The sequence below is a fragment of the Phaeodactylibacter xiamenensis genome (assembly GCF_965229835.1).
Lineage (GTDB): Bacteria > Bacteroidota > Bacteroidia > Chitinophagales > Saprospiraceae > Phaeodactylibacter > Phaeodactylibacter xiamenensis.
Map to the genome: position 1 here is coordinate 4,114,222 of NZ_OZ245931.1, position 18,153 is coordinate 4,132,374.

At 52.3% G+C, this 18,153-nt stretch carries 14 protein-coding genes; 7 read left to right on the top strand and 7 right to left on the bottom strand.

Annotated elements, in window-relative coordinates:
* Window positions 1-15 precede the first annotated feature (15 nt).
* The 4 genes from ACO08I_RS15610 to ACO08I_RS15625 are packed head-to-tail and all read left to right on the top strand — an operon-like array spanning window position 16 to window position 4,325.
* A complete protein-coding gene (locus ACO08I_RS15610) occupies window positions 16-1,371 on the top strand; it encodes a vanadium-dependent haloperoxidase (RefSeq protein WP_421946416.1) in 1,356 nt (451 codons plus the stop codon).
* A gap of 3 nt (window positions 1,372-1,374) precedes the next feature.
* Window positions 1,375-2,679, top strand: a complete 1,305-nt coding sequence (locus ACO08I_RS15615) for an APC family permease (protein WP_282779646.1) — start codon at window positions 1,375-1,377, stop codon at window positions 2,677-2,679.
* A 57-nt stretch (window positions 2,680-2,736) separates the two neighbouring features.
* Window positions 2,737-3,954 (top strand): M20 metallopeptidase family protein, encoded by a 1,218-nt coding sequence (locus ACO08I_RS15620; protein ID WP_282779648.1) that lies wholly within the window; start codon window positions 2,737-2,739, stop codon window positions 3,952-3,954.
* Window positions 3,955-3,956: 2 nt separating this feature from the next.
* The gene (locus ACO08I_RS15625; protein WP_282779650.1) at window positions 3,957-4,325 is read left to right on the top strand and encodes a YraN family protein; all 369 of its coding nucleotides are present in this window, start codon (window positions 3,957-3,959) and stop codon (window positions 4,323-4,325) included.
* A 3-nt stretch (window positions 4,326-4,328) separates the two neighbouring features.
* On the opposite strand, the gene ACO08I_RS15630 is transcribed toward ACO08I_RS15625, so the two are convergent.
* Window positions 4,329-5,177 carry a hypothetical protein gene (locus ACO08I_RS15630; RefSeq protein WP_282779652.1) on the bottom strand — a complete coding sequence of 283 codons (849 nt, stop codon included), beginning with the start codon at window positions 5,175-5,177 and terminating at the stop codon, window positions 4,329-4,331.
* A gap of 20 nt (window positions 5,178-5,197) precedes the next feature.
* Window positions 5,198-7,978, bottom strand: a complete 2,781-nt coding sequence (locus tag ACO08I_RS15635) for a VPS10 domain-containing protein (RefSeq protein WP_282779654.1) — start codon at window positions 7,976-7,978, stop codon at window positions 5,198-5,200.
* 980 nt (window positions 7,979-8,958) lie between these two features.
* On the opposite strand from ACO08I_RS15635, the gene htpG reads away from it, so the two are divergent.
* Complete coding sequence (gene htpG, locus ACO08I_RS15640; RefSeq protein ID WP_044217958.1) at window positions 8,959-10,824, top strand: molecular chaperone HtpG; 1,866 nt, start codon at window positions 8,959-8,961, stop codon at window positions 10,822-10,824.
* 84 nt (window positions 10,825-10,908) lie between these two features.
* Here htpG and ACO08I_RS15645 read toward each other — a convergent pair whose 3' ends face one another.
* A complete protein-coding gene (locus ACO08I_RS15645) occupies window positions 10,909-11,658 on the bottom strand; it encodes a zf-HC2 domain-containing protein (protein WP_282779656.1) in 750 nt (249 codons plus the stop codon).
* Between the two features lie 39 nt (window positions 11,659-11,697).
* The gene (locus ACO08I_RS15650) at window positions 11,698-12,309 is read right to left on the bottom strand and encodes an RNA polymerase sigma factor (RefSeq protein ID WP_282779658.1); all 612 of its coding nucleotides are present in this window, start codon (window positions 12,307-12,309) and stop codon (window positions 11,698-11,700) included.
* 286 nt (window positions 12,310-12,595) lie between these two features.
* Here ACO08I_RS15650 and ACO08I_RS15655 point away from each other — a divergent pair, with 286 nt between their 5' ends.
* Entirely contained in the window at window positions 12,596-12,979 is a 384-nt protein-coding gene (locus tag ACO08I_RS15655) for a nuclear transport factor 2 family protein (protein ID WP_282779659.1), read from the top strand.
* Here the strand turns inward: ACO08I_RS15655 and ACO08I_RS15660 are convergent.
* Entirely contained in the window at window positions 12,976-13,419 is a 444-nt protein-coding gene (locus ACO08I_RS15660) for a hypothetical protein (RefSeq protein WP_421946417.1), read from the bottom strand. The genes ACO08I_RS15655 and ACO08I_RS15660 overlap by 4 nt on opposite strands.
* 44 nt (window positions 13,420-13,463) lie before the next feature.
* Window positions 13,464-14,327, bottom strand: coding sequence for an endonuclease/exonuclease/phosphatase family protein (locus ACO08I_RS15665; RefSeq protein WP_421946418.1), 864 nt, complete (start codon window positions 14,325-14,327; stop codon window positions 13,464-13,466).
* A gap of 58 nt (window positions 14,328-14,385) precedes the next feature.
* On the opposite strand from ACO08I_RS15665, the gene ACO08I_RS15670 reads away from it, so the two are divergent.
* Entirely contained in the window at window positions 14,386-16,014 is a 1,629-nt protein-coding gene (locus ACO08I_RS15670) for a mechanosensitive ion channel family protein (protein ID WP_282779665.1), read from the top strand.
* 87 nt (window positions 16,015-16,101) lie between these two features.
* On the opposite strand, the gene rho is transcribed toward ACO08I_RS15670, so the two are convergent.
* Window positions 16,102-17,760, bottom strand: a complete 1,659-nt coding sequence (gene rho / locus ACO08I_RS15675; RefSeq protein WP_282779667.1) for a transcription termination factor Rho — start codon at window positions 17,758-17,760, stop codon at window positions 16,102-16,104.
* Window positions 17,761-18,153 lie beyond the last annotated feature (393 nt).

An 18,153-nucleotide genomic window follows, 5' to 3' on the forward strand; every position in this document is an offset into this window, starting at 1 on the left:
ACAACCCGGTTGATTATGCATTGGAAAGTTGGATTGTACCTCATTGTACTGGCGGCCATCACCTGGTCCTGCCAACCGACAAACCCCAATTATCAGGAGGACATCAATGACGCGGCTTACTTCCATGAGTCCATGAAGAAGCTGAGCGACGTGATTGTGTACGATATTTTTTCGCCACCGGTCGCGAGCCGCATCTATGCCTACGCTAGCATTGCGGGCTACGAGGCCCTGCAGCCGAACTATCCGGAATACAAAACGCTGGCCGGCCAAATCAATGGTCTGGAAGCATTGCCGCAGCCCGAGGAAGGGCAGGTCTACTGCCACCCGCTTGCGTCCCTGCATGCCTTTCTGAAAGTCGGCAAAGCCCTGACATTCTCAGAAGACAAAATGGATGCCTATCAGCAGGAGCTCTATCAGCGCCTCGACAGCATACATGTGCCGGAGGATGTCTGGGACCGTTCCCTGCTGTACGGAGAGGCGGTAGCCGACCATATTCTGGAATGGGCAGACAAAGATATGTACAAGCAAACGCGGACATATCCCAAGTTTTCCATCAATGATGACCCCGCCCGCTGGCAGCCCACGCCTCCTGACTACATGGACGGTATTGAGCCCCACTGGCGGGAAATCCGGACGCTGGTGCTGGAATCTCCACAGCAATTTACACCACCGCCGCCCACTGAGTTCAGTACGGAAAAGGACAGCAAGTTTATGAAGGAGACCATGGAGGTCTACAACGCTCTCGCTGTTGCCGATACCGCTGAGCAAACGGAACGCCGGTCGATTGCTAAGTTTTGGGATTGCAATCCCTACGTATCCCACCACACTGGTCATGTTATGTTTGCCACCAAGAAAATTACCCCGGGCGGTCACTGGATCGGCATTACCAAGATTGCCTGTGAACAGGATGAGGCCAGCTTGATAAAAAGCGTGGAGGCGTATACCCTGACCTCAATCGCCCTGTTCGATGGTTTCATCAGCTGCTGGGACGAGAAATACCGGAGCAATCTAATCCGGCCTGAGACGGTCATCAACAAATACATTGACGAAGACTGGGTGCCAACGCTCCAAACGCCACCATTCCCGGAACATACGAGCGGGCATAGCGTGATTTCCCGCGCTGCCGCTGTAGCCCTGACTTCGATTTTTGGCGATGACTTTGCCTTTAATGACACCACCGAAGAAGAATATGGCCTGCCCGCCCGTCAATTCAAGTCTTTCTACCATGCCTCCAATGAAGCAGCCGTGAGCCGCCTGTACGGGGGCATTCACTACCGGCCGGCCATTGACTACGGAGTGGCGCAGGGCGAGAAAGTGGGCGAATATGTGGTTGAAGAACTACAATTGAAGCAGCAACTGAGCTCGAAGTAACCCATGCCGGGGCTCGACCGCAAACTCACCCTCTACGGGCTCACCATGATTGCGGTGGGTTCCTGTATTGGCAGTGGTATCTTCGTAACGCCCTACGAGGTGGCGGCGGCGGTGCCCCATCAGGGCATTATACTGTTGGTGTGGATACTGGGCGGGCTGATTGCCCTAACCGGTGCGCTGACGTTCGCGGAGCTGGGCGGCATGTTCCCCACTGCAGGCGGTGTTTATGTCTTTCTTCGGGAAGCTTACGGCCCCTTTGCCGGGTTCCTGTACGGCTGGACCATCCTGCTGGTCATCAACACCGGCGCTTTGGCGGCGCTGGGCATTGCCCTTGCGGAGTACCTTTCTTTTTTCTACGCTTTTTCGGCTTCCGCCAAAATCGGGATAGCCATTGGGGTAATTGCCGGGCTGACCCTGTTCAACCTGGTCGGCGTCAGTGCCAGTCAGTGGCTGTCGAATGTATTCACCGGGCTGAAGCTGCTGGCTATTGCCGGGCTGATTGGGCTGGGCTTTTGGTTTTATGATGCGCAGCAAGTCACATTTGACCCTTTCACCGCCCATAATCTACCTGATAACATCCTTTCTGCTTCCCTTCTGGCACTGGTTGGCGTTCTCTGGTCTTTTGGCGGCTGGCACCATGCCTCCTATCTGGCGGGGGAAGCCGTAGAGCCGCAGCGTACCGTGCCCCGGGCGATGGTGCTGGGCGCGCTGATTGTCACGCTTACCTACGTGCTGGTCAATATCGGCTACATGCTGCTCCTTCCGGTGGAGGCGATTGCGCAAACGACCCGGGTAGCCGGGGATGCAGCGGCGGTAGTTCTGCCGGCAGGCGGGCAAATCATGACGGTCGCTATTGCCATTTCCATCTTCGGCACGATAGGAATTTACACCATGTCTGCTCCACGCATCTACTTTGCCATGGCTCGGGACAAGGTGTTCTTCCTGCAACTGGCTAAGGTGCACCCCCGTTTTCACACCCCGGCGGCAGCTATGTTGGTACAGGCCGCCTGGGCGGTACTGTTGCTGCTGTTCTGGGGCACCTTTTCCGACCTGATCACTTACGTCACCTTCATGGATATTGCCTTTATGGCGCTGGCAGGCGGCAGCATCTTCTACTTCCGCCGGAAACAGCCCGAGCGGGATCGGGTATACCGCTGCTGGGGCTATCCGCTGGTGCCGGGCATTTTCGTATTCATCAGTACGGCTTTTGTCCTCAACACCCTTTACCAGCGCCCGGTACAGGCCCTTGCCGGGTTGTTTATGCTGGGGCTGGGCATGGCGGCTTTCCGATTTTTCCGTCATAAATAAGGGTGGCGTTCGGCTTACAGCTGCCAATTCCCTATTTTAGTCGCAAATCAGATCAATATGACCGCCCTCAAGACCGCGACAACCCTTAAGGAAAAGATACAGCAACTGGCTAAAGATTTTCATGCCGATGTGGTGGCTATCCGCCGGCACCTCCACCAAAACCCGGAACTTTCCTACGAGGAAGTGCAGACCGGGCAATACATCGCTGCCCAACTGGAGGCGATGGGCATCCCCTACGAGCATGGGATAGCTGACAATGGTGTAGTGGGGCTTATCCACGGCCGTAATGGCAGCAGCAAAGTGGTGGCTTTGCGTGCCGATATTGATGCGCTGCCCATCACGGAAGCCAACGAGGTGCCTTATAAATCTAAAAACGAGGGCGTGATGCATGCCTGCGGGCACGATGTGCACACCTCCTCCCTGCTCGGCGCAGCCCGCATACTCAATACACTCAGGGAGGAATTCGATGGCACTATCAAGCTCATCTTCCAGCCTGCGGAGGAACGGCTGCCGGGCGGTGCTTCCATTATGATTAAGGAAGGCGTGCTGGAGAACCCCAGACCCGAAAGTATCTTGGGGCAACACGTGCATCCTCCGTTGGAAGCGGGCAAAATCGGCATCAAAGCCGGGCAGTACATGGCTTCCGCCGATGAGCTCTATATGACCGTTACCGGTAAGGGCGGGCACGGGGCACTGCCAATGGACTGCATCGACCCTATCGTCATCACCGCCCACATCATCACGGCTTTACAACAGATTGTGAGCCGCAATGCCAATCCGGGGACCCCAACGGTGCTCACCTTCGGGCAGATTGCCTCCACCGGGGGCGCTACCAATGTGATCCCAAATGAAGTCAAGCTCAAAGGCACCTTCCGCACTATGGATGAGCGGTGGCGCTTCGATGCCCACCAACGGATGAAGAAGATGGCAGAGAGCATTGCTGAGGGCATGGGCGGCCGTTGCGAACTGGACATACAGGTTGGCTACCCCGTACTGCACAACCACGAAGCGCTGACGCATAAAACCCGCGCCCGGGCCGAGGCTTATTTGGGCAAAGAAAATGTAGTGGAACTGCCCATCCGAATGACAGCAGAGGACTTCGCCTACTATTCTCAGGAAATGCCCGCCTGCTTCTATCGCCTGGGCACCGGCAATCCGGCCAAAGGCATCACTTCCCCCATCCATACCAATACCTTTGATGTGGACGAGGACTGCCTGGCGCTGAGCACTGGTCTTATGGCCTGGCTGGCTTTACAGGAACTGGAGGAAGCCTAGTTATGGCCCGCCATAATGACATCGGCCATGCCGGGGAATCCATTGCCAAACGCTACCTTGAGGAACGTGGCTACCGCATTCTGGAAACCAACTGGCGCTACCGCCGTGCAGAGGTCGACCTCATTGCTATGGATGGAAAGACCCTGGTTTTCGTGGAAGTCAAAACCCGTAACACCACTGCCTTTGGGGAAATTGAAGACTTTGTGACCCGGAAAAAAGAAGATCTGCTGATCGCGGCAGCCCATGCGTACATGGAGCACATCGACCACGACTGGGAAATCCGCTTCGATATCATCGCCATCCTGTACCTTGATGAGCAATCGTACAGCGTGAAGCACATCGAGGATGCCTTTTTCCCAGGCCTGGAATAGTTATTAAAGCGCGCTGTCCCAGAATTGGTAAAGCTCATGACCAGTACCACCAGGCAGGAGGGCCGAGAGTTCAGCCAATAGAAGTGCCTTGCGTGGAGCCAAGTGCTGCTGCCGCTCCTGCAGGAAGAAGTCCGTTGCGGTCCGCCGCCCCTCGTCCGAAAGGCTGCGGTCTTCAGTGATACTCTCCCGCAGGAAGTCGATGCCCTTTGCCCAGGTCTTTAGACCGGCAAGCTGCACCAATACCAGATAGGTCTCCATTTCGGTACTGATGCCGGCCGTGGGTTCCCTGTCCCGGAGGTGGTTCAGGGCTTCTTCCAGATCAGCCTCCGTATCTTCGGCATTATGGTACACCTGCTCCTGATACTGCTGCTTTGCTGCCGCAAAATTGACAGCGCCTTTATGAAAAGAAAACAGGTCGCTGCGTACCTGATCCAGTACCAGAATATCGGGTAAGGCTCTCATCAGTGTCTCATCGCGGGACATGCGGATGCGCTTTTCGCTTTCGAGCCGATTGAAAGTTTGCAATGCTTCCAGTGCCGATTGCTTTGAGACATCATAGGCGTTCAATTTCCATTCGCAGAGGGCTTTGAGGGCAAGGGCGTTGCCTTCCAGGTTGTTTCGCGAGAGCTGGCCGCGCTTTTTTACCGCCTTGCTCACATGCCGGTAGGCAACTGCATAGGACAAGGTCGGTGATACAAACACGCCCGACTGAGGAGAAAAACGCTGCTGATTCTCAATAGTAGCGGCTTCGTTGAACGCTTTTTGAGCCCGGTCCAGTTGCCGCATCGCACAACCGGGCAGGAGCAGGGCAAGCGTCAGTCCGAGGAAGAAAAAACGAGTCAAGCCAATCATTTTAAGTGTCATTTTGAAGGTTATGGAAGCGCACTTCCGTTAATATCACCAATTTTTACAGCAATCATATCCGGCAACTGCACCGCTTGGGCGGGCAGGTCATCCACCATTAGTACTTCGGGCAGTGGCTCTGCCCAGGGATTTTCCGGGTTGATGAAGGTATGGTTAGCGGGTATCAGGCGCCAGCTGTCCTGATCGGGCAGCTCCACATCCAGATTGAGGATGAGTTTTTGCAACTGAATAAGGTCAAGGGTGGTAATGGATTGAGAGTTGTTGGCATCCGCTGCTATGCGTAGGTAGGGATTGTCCAGGGGGCTAATACCCAGGATATGCTGGCTGATGAGGATAAGGTCGAGGGTAGAAACACCGTTGATATCATCCCCGTCTTTAGAAAAACTCAGGGTAAAGTTTTGGCCAAAGGGCAGCCCGCTGATGGCGTAAGTTCCGTTGTCGGCATCCAGGTTGAGCCCGATTTCGTCTATGGAAACGGTGGCGTCAGTAGCATCACCAAAGGCAGTCCGTATAGCGCCTGAAATCGTACCAGCGGTTTGAGGCAAGTCTTCCAGGTTGATGCTGTACATGGACCGGCCGTAGGTACCAGCATAAAGCGTACGCGTAGGCTGATGCAGGCAAAGATCGCCAATCACCACAGGGGGCAGGCCAAAGCCCAGCGGCTGCCAGGTCAGCCCTCCGTTGTAGCTGATGTAGACCCCCACGTCGTTGCCCAGGTAAAGGTGTTCCGGGTTTTCAGGGTCAATGATGATCTCATTCACCGGTACTTCAGGCAGGCCGAAGGAAACGTCCTGCCAGGTTTGCCCGCCATCTTCAGTTTTGAACACGTGGGGCAGGTAGTCGTCAAACCGATAGCCCGAGAAGGTGACGTAAGCCGTCAGGCTGTCCACGGGGCTCGCAGCAACACGCGTCACCCAGCGGTCAGGCAGGCTGCCGGAGACATCTTCAAAAGTCAGTCCGCCATCGGTGCTTTTTTGAACAAAGCCATTGTCAGTCCCTACGAAGATAATATTTGTATCCACCGGAGAAACAGCGATGTCTGTAAGCGTACCATAGACCAGATTGCCGGGTTCATCGGGACCTGTCAGGTTATCGCTCAGAATATTCCAGAACACTGCGCGGTTGGTCGACTTATAGAGGCGATAAGTGCCATAGTAAAGGCTATTCGGGTTAAGCGGATTGAGGGCCACGGGGGTGCTCCAGTTGCGCCGGTCCCCGCTCATAATACCATTCAGGGCAGCAAAAGAAGGGATACCGCCGGCTACGGAACGCCGGAGTCGTCCACGCTGAGATTCCAGATAGACGAAGTTATTATTGGTGGGGTCAACCAGGCAGCGGAAACCATCGCCACTCCAGATCAGGCCCCAGTCATCCAGCCCCGCTGTAGTGGTGCGTATGGTACCATTATCTTGTGTGCCACCGAAGCGCCGGTCAGGATTGAGGTTAGCGACCTCACAGGTGTAGAACTGAGTGATGGGTAAAGTAGGCTTATGCGTCCAGGTTTCGCCATCGTCTTCTGAAATGTACAGTCCTCCATCATTGCCAAGGACCATGTAATCCGGGTTATTCGGGTCAATATACAGATCATGCTGATCAACGTGTACGGAAGTGCCCGTGATATTGGCCCAGCTTCCACCACCGTTGTCCGTGCGGTAGAGCCTGAGACTAGGCAGGAATACCGTTTCCGGTAAATGCGGATGGGGGAACAGGCGGCCAAACCACCACATAAAGTCGACCCCGTTGACACCACTTATACCGGCATTATACCAGCTGTCGCCACCGTCATCACTTCGGTAAACTGCCTCCAGGTATCCGACCGTATCAATCAGTTGGGCATAGATGATTTGCGGATTAGCAGGCGACAAGGCCAGGCCGATACGACCGGTTGCTCCGCCCGGCAGCCCATTGGTGAGATGTTCCCAGGTATCGCCGCCATCATAAGAGCGATAGATGCCAGAGCTATTGCCGCCATAGCGATAGTAGCCAGGCGTGCGTACCCGCTCCCAGGTCGCCGTATAAATGGTATCAGGATTGTGCGGGTGCAGCACCAGGTCGATCGCCCCTGTGGAATCGTTGAGATACAAAACCTGCTCCCAGGTCGCTCCGCCATCATCGGTACGGTACACGCCCCGCTCCGGATTATCGGCATACAGCCGGCCCATGGCTGCCACGTAGACCCGGTTGGGGTCTTGCGGGTGCACCTCCAGCCGGCCAATGCTCCCACTTTGCTCCAATCCAATGGGCTCGAAGGAAGCACCGCCATCGGTACTCTTGTACATACCAACGCCATCGTAGGCTATAGACCCGCCCCCTGCATTCGCTTCACCGGTACCCACATAAATGATAGAGGGATCAGAAGGGGCAATATCAAGGTCGCCAACGGAAAGGCTGATCTGATCATCAAAGACGGCCTCAAAGGTGTCCCCACGGTCATAGGACCGGAATACGCCCCCTGATGCCGCCCCGACCCAGATGGTATCCGGAAAATCCGGATGTACATCAAGAGCAGTGATCCGGCCACCAACATTCATGGGTCCTTCAAAATTCCAACCGGCATTTTGCGGGCTGCGGGCCAGCAATTGCGCCATGGCCTGTTGGTGCTGTCGCACGCTGCGGGTGTACACCTTGTGGTTAATACCATCCGGATACGCCCGCTGCCGGAATAGCCAGTCGCTGGGTTCTTCCTCCTCGTATTCTTCTTCGTAACTCGCAATACCAGGATCAGAATGGCAGCCCTGCCCGAGCAGCGCAAACAAAATAAAATAAAGGATTAGGTTTAAGTTTCTCATAGGGATTACAATTGAGGTGCCAAAAAGGCAAAATAAGAGATACCAAGTGCTCTGCTTGCAGGATATGAGGCTATCGGAGTGTTTTGAACGGAACTTCTCCTGCCACAAGATAAGGAATGACTTGTATTTACATTCCGGAATAGGGCAAGAACTTGGTAGGATAAAAAGCAACCCAACGGGAAGGAATACTGATTTTCTGCAAATACCCTGTTACGATGAGCCAATACAGCATACAGCGGTACTCATGGAGTTCACACCTTGCCTGGCAACGGGCCGGAGCACTTACAGCGTGGCCTTGTGATGGCAACTTGTGTGTACTTTACGCAAAAAGAAAGGGCGGAAGGATAACCTTCCACCCAGTCTTTGTGTGGCACTTGCCCTTACCCCCCAATAACGAGCAAGCACGCACTTTTTAAATGCCTGATGGCATTGGTCTCTAAAAGGTCCTATTGCGCGAGCAACGGGTCAACTACCCCCCAGTATTGACCACGCTGCTCACAACAATAGACCTTTGTAAGCTACACAAGGCAGCCTACATCGGCTTTTATCCAGGTATGCGAAGCAGGGGCGCATAACCTGTTGTTTATACACAGCTACCACCTGTTTGGGGCTACCGTGCAAACGATGTCTTGGTAAATAAAATTGGTATGTAGATAGGGGGTACCACCCAAACAATGCGGATGCACCTCTCTTTTTGAATAGCTCTTTCAGAACAGGCGAAAATCGTTTCGCGCTGATGACACAATATTAGAAAAAATCCTAATAAAGGTCAACTGTTGCTTTTGTTTGATACTCTCTTTTTGCTCTTTCTGTCTACTTGTACGCCCTCCAAACAGTAAGGTTACGTCAAATTGTCAGTTTTTTTCCGGCTGGCACGCTGTTTGCACGCATCCCTGCACCGGGCACTGTTGTAAGGTGCTGTATTCCTGATAGTTATTTGAATACACTTGCAATCAAAAAAACTAAAAAATTCCTGACCAATGCAGAAAGGCAACATATCTGTACAAACGGAGAACATCTTTCCGATCATCAAGAAGTTTCTCTATTCTGATCACGAAATTTTCCTGCGGGAACTCGTTTCCAATGCGGTAGATGCCACCAACAAGCTGCGCACCCTTGCTAAACGCGGTGAAGTCAAAGGCGATATTGGCGATACCACGATTGAAATCCTGCTGGATGCGGACGCCCAAACCCTGACCATCCGGGACAAAGGGATCGGCATGACCGCTGATGAAGTACAAAAATACCTGAATCAGGTGGCCTTCTCCAGCGCATCCGAATTTTTAGAAAAGTACAAAGATGATGCTTCCATCATTGGGCACTTTGGCCTGGGCTTTTACTCTGCCTTTATGGTGTCTTCTAAAGTGGAGGTCAAAACCCTTTCTTACCAGGAAGGTGCACAGGGGGTTACCTGGACCTGCGAAGGCAACCCGGAGTACACCCTTGAGGAAAATGATAAAGACTTCCGCGGTACCGATGTGATCCTGCACATCAATGATGAGGATAAGGAGTTTCTGGAAAACCACCGCATACAGCAGCTGCTCGACAAGTACTGCAAGTTCCTGCCGGTTGAGATTAAGTTCGGCACCCGGACTGAAACCGTAACCGAGGGCGAAGGCGATGACGCAGAGGAAAAGCAGGTGGAGGTTGACAACATCATCAACAACCCCAGCCCGGCCTGGCGCAAACAGCCTGCTGACCTGACGGATGAGGACTACAAAGCCTTCTACAACGAGCTCTACCCATTCAGCACCCCACCGATGTTCTGGATCCACCTGAATATCGACTACCCCTTCAATCTGACCGGTATCCTGTACTTCCCCAAGCTGGGCAACAACTTTGAGGTCCAGAAAAACAAGATACAGCTGTACAGCAATCAGGTCTATGTCACTGATGATGTGAAGGATATTGTACCGGAATTCCTGACGATGCTGCACGGCGTAATCGACTCACCGGATATTCCCCTCAACGTTTCGCGCAGCTACCTGCAGAGCGATTCAAATGTTAAGAAAATCACCGGCTACATCACCAAAAAGGTAGCCGACAAACTGGCGGACCTTTATAAAAAGGAGCGGGACAACTTTATCAGCAAGTGGGACGACCTCGGCGTCTTCATTAAGTACGGTATGATTTCCGATGAGAAATTCTACGACCGTGCCCTCCCCTTCACGCTGGTGAAAAGCCTGGACGGCACCTTTACGCCAATTGACGAGTACAAAGAGAAAGTAAAAGAGCAGCAGACCGACAAGTACGATAAAATCGTCATGCTCTACACCCACGCTCCGGACCAGCACAACACCTTTACGGAAGCGGCTAAGAACAAAGGTTATGACGTGTTGATCTTCGACAACGTCATCGACAACCACTTCATGCAGCACCTGGAGCAAAAGCTTGGCGACGTGACCTTCGTGCGCGTAGACTCGGATACCGTTGATAATCTGGTACAAAAAGACGAAGCCACCGAGTCCGTTTTGAACGAAGACGAACAAAATACCGTAAAAGGGGTCTTCGAGAAAATCGTCACAGACAAAGGCAGCAGCGTAATTACTAAAGCTCTATCGCCGGAAGATCAGCCGGTGACTATCACCCGCCCGGAGTTTATGCGCCGCATGAAGGAAATGCAGAGCCTGCAGGGTATGAGCTTTGGCGATTTCCCCGACAGCGTCAACGTGGTCGTAAACACCAACCACCCGCTTGTGGCGCAAAAGCTGCTCAAGGAAGAGGATGAAGGCAAACAGCAGGAGGTAGCCGACTATCTCTATAAACTGGCTATGCTCAATCAGCAAATGCTGAAGGGCGCAGACCTTACTGCCTTTATCAATAAGAGCCTCGACTTCCTGAAGTAAGCAGGAGGAAATAGCAAAACAGAGGAGCCCTCAGCCGCTATAAATGCCTGCTGAGGGCTTTTTTTGTTTGTCAGCGCTGCCCATTCAGGGCTCCAGTTCCGCTTCCAGATGGGCCGCTTTTTCAGCTCTTGCCCCCTGAAAAGCGGTTTGGTTAAGCAATGCCATAGCAGTGCCCAGCTCATCGTTTTGGATATGCGCCAAGACCAGCAGCCAGTACAAATCTCCCTTTTCCACCGTTGTCTCTTCCATCTGATGTAAGATATTGATGGCCCGCTCCGGCTGCCAGTCTCCAAGTAAAGCACTCGCCATTAACAGTCCGGCCTGAACATCTTCGGGATGCTCATTCAGGTACCGCTCCAAAAAAACAAGGCTCCCTTTGAAGTCCCCCTGATCGTAAAGCTGCAATGCGGCTTTGAGCCCGGCGTCCATTGTAGTACCTGTTACTATCGCTGCACTACGCAAGCTGAGGTAAGCCGGCTGAAGGGGTTCATAATAAGCTGCAAATATTGCCTGATGCCGGGTAGCGGACTCATACTGCCAAAGCGCATATGCTCCCGCAACAATCAGCAGGACTGCTGCCGCCTGGTTCATCCACACCCGTGGGAACGAACGCCCCCGGGCCGGAAAATGTATTGCCCCCAGCTCTTCCAGGGCAGCTTCATCTGCTGCAGAAAAAGAATGATCCGTATACCCTTCAGCAGCAGCAGCGCACAGCGGGCAGTCCAGCAAATGCGCCTCCACCTCATGCGCCTGCCGGGGGCTAAGCTCATGATTGGCATACCTTTGAAGCTCCCGCGCTGAAAGGCAGCGCCGCTCCTTAAAAAATGATTTCATACTCCAGATTTTAAGCGGCCGGTACCGGTGCCGAACCCGCTAAGACCTCTCCGACAGTAGCTCCCGCAGTAGCACAGACAGCTTTCGCCGCCCGTTTTGTAGATAGCTTTTTACCGCTTTAAGATCATACCCCAATGTTTCGCTGACCTGCTTATAGGTCATTTCTTCGAGGTAAAAAAGCTCAATACATTGGCGCTGTTTCGTCTCCAGTTGTTCCAGCGCCTGCGGTAGCAAGTCGGTTAAATGAGGGTGTTCTCTACTTATATGTCGCAGCAAACCCTCATTTTCCACAAATTCACCGGCATTTTTTTCAAAAAAAGTTTCTTCCCCGTTTAAAAAGGGACCAGCAGCCTCTGTTCTGTACCTCGAGACACAAAGGTTTCGGGCAGTCCGGTTAAGCCAACGCGGCAGAGAATCAATTGATTTGGAGGCAGGTAATTCCATTAGAGCAGCAAAGGCCTCCAGGGTAATATCCTGACGGTCTGCCACCTGTTGCAGGTGGGTACAGCATAATTTATAGACCAGGTGGTGATAACGCTGGTAAATTTCGTTGAAACAAGCCTCATCCCGCCGCTCCTGCCAGGCGGCAAGCAGTTGTTCGTCGGTCCAGTCTGATCGCCTGCGTGGAGCAAAGCGGAGGAAGAGCTTCATACCAATGCTGTAAGTCTATGCAATATAATGAACTTGACACAAACCACCAGCAAGTTGTTCAACGTGGTATACTTAGAAGAAAAACAGAGCGCGCATCCGTATAAATTATGGAATCATCCATTTGGGGTTACCAGGGTTTAGTTTGAAAACACATCAGGTTTTATCCGGGCAGCAAGATAGTGACAAAGCAGTAAAATAAAAACTTTTTTGCGTATTTTATTGATTTTATCACTTTTTTGAGTACAAGCTATTTTACATGGCGATCGGTTGTAATAAAAAATATGTTATGCCGCAAAATGCCGATCAAAACAAACAAAACGCTATAGCTTATTATGAAACAGCCTTTAACGGAGCCCCAAAGGAAGCCGTTGACCGCTATGTAGGCGATCAGTATATTCAGCACAACCCATTGGTAAAAGACGGGAAAGCAGGGTTCATAGAATACTTCCAACGCATGGCTGAAGAATACCCGGATAAGCAAGTGAATTTCGTAAGAGCGGTTGCTGAGGGAGACTTAGTCGCTTTACACACCCATCAAGTATGGCCCGGACAGGAGGAATATGTCACTATGGACTTTTTCCGGTTTGACGAGCAAGGGAAAATTGTCGAGCACTGGGATGCCATCCAACAAATACCCGACCATTCAGAAAACGGCAACCCGATGTATTAATCCGGCTGTCCGAAATAGGCCCGGTAAATCCGTTTGCGGGGGTAGAAACCAATGAAAATAGCCGGGTACATCAGTAGCGTAACAAGGGCATTGGGGCCTTTGAAAGTAATATCATCGACGATGCGGGAGGTATCCTCTGTGACTTTTTCCACCACGTGACGATGGTGCCAGTACCGGAGCGGAAAAGGCAGTGTCTCCCCTTCATCCACAAAGTAGGCCTGCTGCTCATTCACCCCATCTTCAGTAATCAGGCTGACCCAATCTGCTTTTATGGGGCTTAGGAAACGGAGATGCACCCGGTCGCCTTTTTTGGAGCCTGTGAATTCCACGATTTCAAGTTGGCCCTGTTTTGGGGTAAGTGCCTCAAACAGATCACGGTCAAAGCGGCTCATCACCACTTTGTAATTCCCGCTGACTATAGTTGTGAGCTTCAGATTCATATTATCGTTTTGACAGAAGCTGAACGCCGGCCGGCAGGGTTTGTTTAATCCTTTGGCAGTTCCAGCTCGGCAAATACAGGCAGGTGGTCTGACGGTAGCCGTCCACCCCAGCTTTCCGACAGTGCAGCATGACGGTGCACAATAACTCCCCGGGTCACAAAGATGTAATCAATCCGCTCTCCGGTGCCAGGCACCTTGAAGCTGTCCGTCCAAGTCGCGTTCGGACCATGATGGGGCATTTCTGAACGGTGCATGGCGTCTTCCACCGGGCTGTTTGCAGCCGTGATCGCATTGTAGGGTAATGACCCTGGCCCACAGTTGAAGTCGCCTGTCAGCATTACCGGTGCTTCGCCTGCGATACTACGGATTTTCCGTAGGATTAGCTTTGCGCTTTCAAGGCGGGCCGTATCGCCCCGGTGGTCAAAATGGGTGTTGAAAACAAAAAACACGCCCTCGTTTCGTTTGTCCCTCAACTTCACCCAGGTAGCAACTCTTGGCAGGGCGGCATCCCAGCCTTTACTGCCGGCCTCATTCGGGGTGGGCGAAAGCCAGAAAGTACCGCCATTGAGCTTCTCGAAACGTGCGTACCGGTACAAAATGGCAGAAAACTCATTATCAGGATCCGGTTGCAGACTGCCATCCGTACGGCAGTGCCCAACCCATTCGTATTCGGGCAACATAGTTGAAATTTCATCCAGCTGTGCACGGAAGGCTTCCTGCACCCCAATGATGTCTGCCTGATGAAAGCGGATGATGCTGGCCACCTTTTCCTTACGGTTGGGCCAGTAGTTGACCCCATCGTCCGGATTCGGGTAGCGGATATTGAAGGTCATCACATTAACAGGCTGGGCGCTAAGAACGGTACTCAGTAAGAAGAGCAGGAAAATACCGAGGGCTTGGGCTTTCATTTTTCTTTCAAAGGTAAGTGATTCCTTAGATTTGCAGAGAACCAACCAAAATGAAATCATGCGATTGCTAAAGCCTGTTTACCGATTGCTGCTAGCCGCGCTTCTGACACCATTTTGGCTGTCTGCGCAAAATAGCGACAATGTATCCGTTACATTGGAAACTCCTCATAATACAGCACTGGTGCACCTTCACTACCTGCAGCCGGCTACCTATGATCCAGCTACTGCTGCCCGCACCCTTTATGGTGTGGCTGACAGCACCCAGGCAAGCCGCCTTGCCATAAAGCTCAAGCAGGTCTACGATGGGCTTGGCTTGTACGTTCGCCTTAACCGCATACCAAAGGAAGCCGATTACGTCGATTCCACGGTTGCGCAATCGGTGTTCACGCCCTTCCCCAACGAGCTGCCTCAGGTTTACCTGGAAAAAGTGGATGGCCGATGGTACTACTCAGAGGAGACCGTCAGTCAGATCAACACCCTGCACGAAGAGGTCTACCCCTTCGGCACCGACCTCCTGCTACAGCTCATACCGCATATTGGTGAACGCGAAATACTGGGGCTGAAAGCCTGGCAACTGGTGGGCTTGCTTCTGCTCCTGATTTTGGCAGTTGTGGTCCATTTTATACTTAGCCGGCTGCTCAAACCTGTGGTCAGAAAGCTTTCCCACTCCCGGCTCTACCCATCACTGGTGCCGCCCAGGCTGGTCTGGACCATCGCCCGTCTTATCAGTGTGCTGGTGGTGGTAAGAATGCTTAAGCTGTTCGTGCCCACCTTACAGCTTCCCATTGAAGCGGCCAATTTCACCATTGTGGTCATTAAGCTGGTCACGATTGGGCTGGTGGTAGGCATTTTGCTGCGCATCCTGGATGTGATTATCCTGTATGCCGGAAAGGGCGCCCAAAAGACCGAGAGTAAAATGGACGAGCAGCTGCTGCCGGTCATCGAACGCGGGGTGCAGTTCCTGATTTTTGCGGGCGCCATCATACAAATGCTGCGGGTATTTCAGGTGGACATTACCACGCTTATTGCCGGTATTTCCATTGGTGGCTTAGCCATTGCCCTGGCAGCTCAGGATACAATAAAAAACCTCTTCGGCTCCCTCACTATTTTCATGGACAAGCCTTTCCAGATCGGTGACTGGATCAATTTTGCTGGTGTGGACGGTACGGTGGAGGAAGTTGGTTTCCGGTCTACCCGAGTACGGACCTTTGCCAACTCCCTGGTGTATGTACCCAATGGGAAAGTGGCTGATATGGTGGTGAACAACTACGGGCTGCGTCAGTACCGGCGTTACAGTACCACACTGGCGCTGACCTATGACACCCCACCGGAGCTGATTGAGAAATTTGTGGAAGGGCTGAAGGCTATTGTCGCCCGCCACCCGCTTACACGCAAGGACTACTACGAGATCCATCTGAATGGCATGGGGGCGCACTCCCTGGATATCTTATTCTATATCTTTTTTGAGGCACCCAGCTGGTCGGAGGAATTAAAAGGCAGGCACGAAATCCTGCTCGAAGTGCTCAAGCTGGCGAAAGCCCTTGGCGTACGGTTTGCTTTCCCTACCCAAACCCTGCACCTTGAAGAAATGCCGGGCACCACGCCAACCACGCCGCACTACAATACAGACCCCAATGAACTGGACCGGCGGCTACAGGACTTCATGAAACAGCATAGCCAAAATTAAAGACGCTCGTGCAACCCGAGAAAAAGAAAATCCCCCGCCCGGCAGGAAAGCCGGTGCGGGGGATTTTTATGTTAACCGATGGCTTAATTAGCCATTCATGGAAGTCAGGAATTCTTCGTTGGAAGAGGTATTGACCATGTGCTTACGCAGGAACTCGAATGCCTCGTCCGGCTTCATATCGGCCAGGTGGTTGCGGAGGATAAACATCCGCTGTAAAGCATCTTTGTCCAACAGGAGGTCTTCCCGGCGCGTGCTCGACTTGGTCAGGTCGATCGCAGGGTAGAGGCGCTTGTTCGCCAGTGAGCGGTCAAGCTGCAGCTCCATGTTACCGGTACCCTTGAATTCTTCGAAGATCACACCGTCCATCTTGGATCCGGTATCGATCAGGGCAGTTGCCAGGATAGTCAGAGAGCCGCCGTCCTCGATATTACGGGCGGCACCGAAGAATTTCTTAGGCTTGTGCAGGGCGTTTGCTTCAACACCACCGGAAAGCACCTTGCCGCTGGCAGGGGCTACGGTATTGTAAGCCCGTGCAAGACGAGTGATAGAATCCAGCAGGATAACCACATCGTGCCCGCTTTCCACAAGGCGCTTGGCTTTTTCCAACACGATATTCGCTACACGCACGTGATTGTCAGCAGGCTCATCGAAGGTAGAGGAGACCACTTCTGCATTCACACTGCGCTTCATATCAGTTACTTCCTCCGGGCGCTCATCGATCAGCAATACGATCATGTAGCACTCTGGGTGGTTTTTTGCGATAGCGTTGGCAACGTCCTTCAGCAGGAAGGTTTTACCTGTTTTTGGCTGAGCAACGATCAATCCACGCTGTCCTTTACCGATCGGCGTGAAGAGGTCAATCATCCGGTTGCCAATATCTCGGCCGGTAGGCGAGCTGGTAAGAGTGAACTTCTCCGTTGGGAACAGTGGCGTGAGGTAATCAAAAGGTACCCGGTCACGGATATCCTGTGGCTCAAGACCATTGATACGGGACACCCGCAACAGCGCGAAGTACTTTTCTCCGTCTTTTGGAGGGCGAATAGCACCTCGTACCGTATCCCCGGTACGCAAGCCGAAGAGCTTGATCTGAGAGGGAGAGACGTAGATATCGTCAGGTGAAGTCAGGTAGTTGTAATCGGAGGAGCGCAGGAAGCCATATCCATCCGGCATCATTTCCAGGATGCCTTCGCCCTCGATAATTCCATCGAGTTCAATATCGAACTTTTCTTCAGGTTCAGCTTTGGGCTCCTTCTCCTTACGCTTGGAAGGGGGAGGGCTATCCGCTCTTTTTCTTTTATCCTCTTTTCGGTTCTGCTCTCTTTGGTCAGAGCGGGGCGCCACCTCCTTTTGCTTTTCCTCTGGCTCATCAGGCATTTCTTCCGGGGCATCATCTGCCGGTTCCGGCTTTTTGTTCCCTGAATTATCATCATTGGCGACTTTTACTACCCTACGTGTAGAGCGGCGGCGGCCACCATCTTTTTTGCCGTTGTCATCGTCCTCCTCCGAATCATTGGTCCGTCGGTTAGGCTTTTTGTCAAAAGAGCGGCGTTGGGGCTTGCTATCCTCCTCTTCTTCTGCTTTGCCGGAATCAGTATCTGTACCTTCGCCGGAGGCAGCCTGATGGTCTAAAATTTTGTAGATCAATTCTTGCTTGTTCAGGCGTTTATACCCGGAAAGCCCAAGTTTTTCGGCTAGTTCCCGGAGCTCTGGAACCAGCATGTAGTTTAACTGTGATATATCTAACATAGTATCGCTGTGTTACTTAGAGTTTGATTTGTGTGTCGCTTAAGGACGGTTTGTGTGGTTAATGAAATGAATGAGTTTGGGGAAATAGTAAAAGCGGAGGCATGAAAAAATTCTTGCTATTCCTATGGATGAACTCCTAGGTTTGACCCTGGAAACCACTCCTGAAGACAGGGGGCGAGCGAGTTCATTCAAGCTTCAATTAAGATGTTCAGGAACATCCAAAACACATGACGTGTCACTTAAAATCTTAACCTTTATAAACTTGCAGGAATAAGCAGGATAGAATTTGTGCGCCTTGGAACGCTCTCACAGAGGCTGTATTGGCGTGCATTTGTGCTTTGGTGCTACAAAAATACGTTTATTTTCTGAATTCAAATAGTATCTTTGCAAAAA

Excerpts from the sequence above, each read along its gene's own strand:
- ACO08I_RS15620 (WP_282779648.1), top strand. The coding sequence starts at position 2,737 with ATGACCGCCCTCAAGACCGCGACAACCCTTAAGGAAAAGATACAGCAA.
- ACO08I_RS15665 (WP_421946418.1), bottom strand. The coding sequence starts at position 14,327 with ATGAAAGCCCAAGCCCTCGGTATTTTCCTGCTCTTCTTACTGAGTACC.
- ACO08I_RS15660 (WP_421946417.1), bottom strand. The coding sequence starts at position 13,419 with ATGAATCTGAAGCTCACAACTATAGTCAGCGGGAATTACAAAGTGGTG.
- ACO08I_RS15655 (WP_282779659.1), top strand. The coding sequence starts at position 12,596 with ATGCCGCAAAATGCCGATCAAAACAAACAAAACGCTATAGCTTATTAT.
- ACO08I_RS15630 (WP_282779652.1), bottom strand. The coding sequence starts at position 5,177 with ATGATTGGCTTGACTCGTTTTTTCTTCCTCGGACTGACGCTTGCCCTG.
- ACO08I_RS15635 (WP_282779654.1), bottom strand. The coding sequence starts at position 7,978 with ATGAGAAACTTAAACCTAATCCTTTATTTTATTTTGTTTGCGCTGCTC.
- rho (WP_282779667.1), bottom strand. The coding sequence starts at position 17,760 with ATGTTAGATATATCACAGTTAAACTACATGCTGGTTCCAGAGCTCCGG.
- ACO08I_RS15645 (WP_282779656.1), bottom strand. The coding sequence starts at position 11,658 with ATGAAATCATTTTTTAAGGAGCGGCGCTGCCTTTCAGCGCGGGAGCTT.
- ACO08I_RS15650 (WP_282779658.1), bottom strand. The coding sequence starts at position 12,309 with ATGAAGCTCTTCCTCCGCTTTGCTCCACGCAGGCGATCAGACTGGACC.
- htpG (WP_044217958.1), top strand. The coding sequence starts at position 8,959 with ATGCAGAAAGGCAACATATCTGTACAAACGGAGAACATCTTTCCGATC.
- ACO08I_RS15610 (WP_421946416.1), top strand. The coding sequence starts at position 16 with ATGCATTGGAAAGTTGGATTGTACCTCATTGTACTGGCGGCCATCACC.
- ACO08I_RS15615 (WP_282779646.1), top strand. The coding sequence starts at position 1,375 with ATGCCGGGGCTCGACCGCAAACTCACCCTCTACGGGCTCACCATGATT.
- ACO08I_RS15670 (WP_282779665.1), top strand. The coding sequence starts at position 14,386 with ATGCGATTGCTAAAGCCTGTTTACCGATTGCTGCTAGCCGCGCTTCTG.
- ACO08I_RS15625 (WP_282779650.1), top strand. The coding sequence starts at position 3,957 with ATGGCCCGCCATAATGACATCGGCCATGCCGGGGAATCCATTGCCAAA.